Below are 3,857 nucleotides of genomic sequence, written 5' to 3'. Positions count from 1 at the left end.
CGAACATTTCGGCAATCAGCGCGGGGTAGCGATAATCATTCGCCTGCGCGAAATCCTCGTCATAGGTGGTGGCCCAGTTGCCATACAGGTCAATCGAATCCTGCGGGGTTTTCAGGGAATAGGCCGTCTTCAGCCCGGGCTTTTCGTCGCTCATATCTGCACTCCCTACATAGGCGGTCTAGTGTGACTCATCTTCCAGATGCAGCTTCATATCCATCAGGACATGCTGCAACGCCGATGTTTCACGCAACAGCCGCTTGGCCTCGTTGATGGTGATGATGCCATCCTCGATCGACTGGCTGTATTCGCTCATCAGCATGGCAAACCGCTGCGACAGGGCAATCACATCGGCATTAACGCCACCCGCAGGTGCGTTGCGCTTTTCCTGATCAAACGAAATAGTCACCCCGCCCAAATCAGCCAAGGCCGACGTAACATGCGGATAACTCGCCTCTTTTTCAAGCGCTGCCACAGTATCCAACGGGATAAACCGACCAGTATGTTCCTCGGCTTCGGAATAATACCGGCCAAGTGTTGCCTTGGATTTCCCTGTCAGCTTGCACGCATTTTCGATCCCGACATCTTTAACCAATGCCTCGGTGTGCTTCTTAAGATATGTTCTCACGTCAACCATTTATAACTCTCCGGTGGGTCCCGCCGTTTAGGGGGAAAAGCGCCTCTCATTTCCCATTAATCTTTTTGCACGGGTTTGTCATATAGAAAGCGACCCTGCGTTTCAGGGTTGTAGCGAGTAATCGGCGCACCCAGCGTTGGTTTAGGTGGGGGTTCTTCGTTCTTCTGTTGATTGGGAACGGCAGAGTCAGGGAAATCTGGCAGCCGCGCGGAGGCCCTTTTCGGTTTGTAATAGGTGCACGAGGTTCGGAACCGCATGTCGGCTCCGAACCTCATTTTTTACGACCCGCCGGGCGTCTGTTGCAGCAAGCACAGTAATGCCGTCTCACGGAATGAATCCCCACCTATCTTGACTTGCACATCCCCTGATCTGCGGGCAAAACTCTGCATATGGCAAAACTGTATTTTCACTATTCCACTATGAACGCTGGCAAATCGACAATTTTGTTGCAGGCCTCGTATAACTACCGCGAACGCGGCATGGAAACTTATCTGATCACTGCGCGGCTGGACAATCGGGCTGGTGATGCGCGGATTGCGTCGCGCATCGGCATCGATGATGGTGCCGATACGTTTGAAACGGGCGAGGATATGTTTGCAAAGGTTCAGGCGCGTCTGAATGCAGGGCCATGTGCCTGTGTGTTTATTGACGAATCGCAATTTTTGGAAAAAGAACAAGTCTGGCAATTGGCCCGCGCGGTCGATGATCTGGGGGTGCCAATCATGTGCTACGGGCTGCGGGTCGATTTTCAGGGAGAACTGTTTCCCGGGTCGGCCGCGTTGCTGGCGCTGGCGGATGAAATGCGCGAGGCCCGCACGATTTGCCATTGCGGCAAGAAGGCCACGATGGTGGTGCGTCAGGATGGCGATGGCAAAGTGCTGCTCGATGGCGATCAGGTGCAGATTGGCGGCAACGAGAGCTATGTGTCCCTGTGCCGCAAACATTGGCGCGAGGCGGTTGGCGATCTTTAGGGATGCATTGTGCGCCTATCGCTAATACCCCGCACTGGTAATTCCATAGACAAAACCACATAGTTCCCCCAGCGCACAGGGAAACATATGGCAACCGATCCGGCAAAATTCACCACAGGGAATTTGTTTCGGCACATCACGGTGATGTCGCTGACGGCTTCAATCGGGTTGATGGCAATTTTCGCCGTCGATCTGGTCGATATGATTTTCATCTCGATGCTGGGCAAGGCCGAACTGGCCGCAGCCGTAGGATACGCTGGCGCGATCCTGTTCTTCACTTCGTCCTTCGGCATTGGCATGGCGATTGCTGCCGGCGCCCTTGTCTCGCGAGCATTGGGCAACGGCGATGTTGAAAAAGCCAGCAGGCAGGCCGCGACCTCTATGTTATACGGCGTGATCTTCGGGGCAATCTTTGCCGCGATTGTCTGGCTTAACATTGAAAATCTGGCCCGCCTTATGGGGGCCAAGGGCGACACGCTGACGCTGGCGGTTCACTACCTGTCGATCATCATTCCCAGCCTGCCGTTTCTGTTGGTCGCTATGGTTGGCGGGGCGATTTTACGCGCCCACGGGGCCGCACGAATGGCGATGATTGCAACACTGGTTGGCGGTGTGGTCAACGCTGTGCTCGACCCGATCCTGATCTTTGGTTTGAACTTGGAACTGACAGGTGCCGCTATCGCCAGCGTCATTGCCCGCATATCAATCGCCATTACCGCCCTGATCCCGATTTACCGCCACTATGGCGGATTAAAAAAACCGACAGCTGCCGAATTCCGCCTTGATTTCCCCGCAGTCCTGACCATCGCCTTTCCGGCTATCCTGACCCAGTTGGCCACCCCGATCGGGCAAGCATATGTCACCCGCTCAATGGCGGAATATGGCGAAAGCGCCGTTGCGGGCATGGCGATTGTCGGGCGGCTCATTCCGGTGGCCTTCGGGGTGATATTTGCCTTGTCAGGCGCAATCGGTCCGATCATTGGCCAGAATTACGGCGCAGGCCGAATAGACCGCGTGCGCCAGTCCGTGCTGGACGGTTTGCTATTCACAGCCCTTGTCGTGGGCACAACCAGCGCGATCCTGTTCATTGTCCGCGGTCCCGTTCTGACCCTGTTCAAGGCCGATGGCATCACCGCCGAAATCATCATTCTGTTCTGTGGCCCGCTGGCGCTGGCGTGGTTCTTTAACGGCGTGATCTTCGTCTCGAACGCCGCGTTCAATAACCTTGGCCGCCCATTCATTTCAACGTGGATCAACTGGGGCAGACATACCTTGGGCACGATCCCTTTTGTCATTCTGGGGGGCATGTGGTTTGGCCCAAAAGGCGTGTTGATCGGGCAGGCCGCTGGCGGGGTGGTGTTTGCAGCCATCGCGCTGGTCTTGATGCAGCGCGTTATTGCGGCCTGCGCGGCGGGTGATACCCGTAAAAAGACCAAACCGTTCTTACGCCAAGCACGCCTTATGCAGATTTTCAACTATCGCAGGTAGGCCCACGGCCTCAGACCTTGTTCGGCACCGCATCACCGGCAAAAAACGCCTGCAAGTTCGCCACCGCCATCATCCCCATGTTGGCGCGCACCTCCTCGGCATTGGTGCCCAAATGCGGCAACAGCACTACATTATCCTGCGCCAGTAACGCGTCGGGCACATGCGGTTCGTGTTCGTAAACGTCCAGCCCTGCCCCCGCAATCTGCCCCGCTTCAAGCGCTGCAATCAACGCGGCCTCGTCCACAACATCCCCACGCGAAATATTCACCAGATACGCATGAGGCTGCATTGCCGCCAGCGCCGCCCCGTCAATCATATGATGCGTCTCGGGGCTGCCCGGCACCGCGATCACCACCACATCCGCCGTGGCCATCACCTCATTCAGCGAGCCAAGCTGTCGCGCAGGCACCCCGACATCCGCCACCATGGACCGGTTGTGAAACACCACATCCATGCCAAATCCGGCCTGACAGCGCCGCGCAATCGCCTTGCCGATCCGCCCCATGCCGACAATCCCGACCGTCTTGCCACCAATATGCAGCCCCAGCATTTGCGTTGGATGCCAGCCCGTCCATTCACCGCTGCGCACCAGCCGCTCGCCCTCACCCGCACGCCGCGCCGCCATCAGGACCAACGTCATCGCAATATCGGCGGTCGCGTCGGTCACGGCCCCCGGCGTGTTGGTCACGATAATGCCCTTGGCCGCAGCAGCGCCCGTATCAATGTGGTTATACCCCACCCCAAAATTCGCCAATATCTTGCAA

Annotated in this window: 4 protein-coding genes; 2 read left to right on the top strand and 2 right to left on the bottom strand. The window is 56.9% G+C overall.

What is annotated here, in order from left to right; all coding sequences use genetic code 11:
* Positions 1-178: 178 nt before the first annotated feature.
* A complete protein-coding gene (locus tag ACWB12_RS01440) occupies positions 179-634 on the bottom strand; it encodes a hypothetical protein (RefSeq protein ID WP_479528277.1) in 456 nt (151 codons plus the stop codon).
* A 389-nt stretch (positions 635-1,023) separates the two neighbouring features.
* Between ACWB12_RS01440 and ACWB12_RS01435 the strand changes: the two genes are divergently transcribed.
* Together ACWB12_RS01435 and ACWB12_RS01430 are read left to right on the top strand one after the other, a co-directional pair.
* Entirely contained in the window at positions 1,024-1,605 is a 582-nt protein-coding gene (locus ACWB12_RS01435; protein ID WP_479528276.1) for a thymidine kinase, read from the top strand.
* 87 nt (positions 1,606-1,692) lie between these two features.
* Positions 1,693-3,093, top strand: a complete 1,401-nt coding sequence (locus ACWB12_RS01430) for an MATE family efflux transporter (protein ID WP_479528275.1) — start codon at positions 1,693-1,695, stop codon at positions 3,091-3,093.
* Between the two features lie 10 nt (positions 3,094-3,103).
* Here the strand turns inward: ACWB12_RS01430 and ACWB12_RS01425 are convergent.
* Positions 3,104-3,857 (bottom strand): 2-hydroxyacid dehydrogenase (locus ACWB12_RS01425; RefSeq protein WP_479528274.1); only part of this gene is annotated, 754 nt, incomplete at its 5' end.

The sequence above is a fragment of the Profundibacter sp. genome (assembly GCF_056498605.1).
This window is presented reverse-complemented; position numbering and strand designations above follow the sequence as displayed.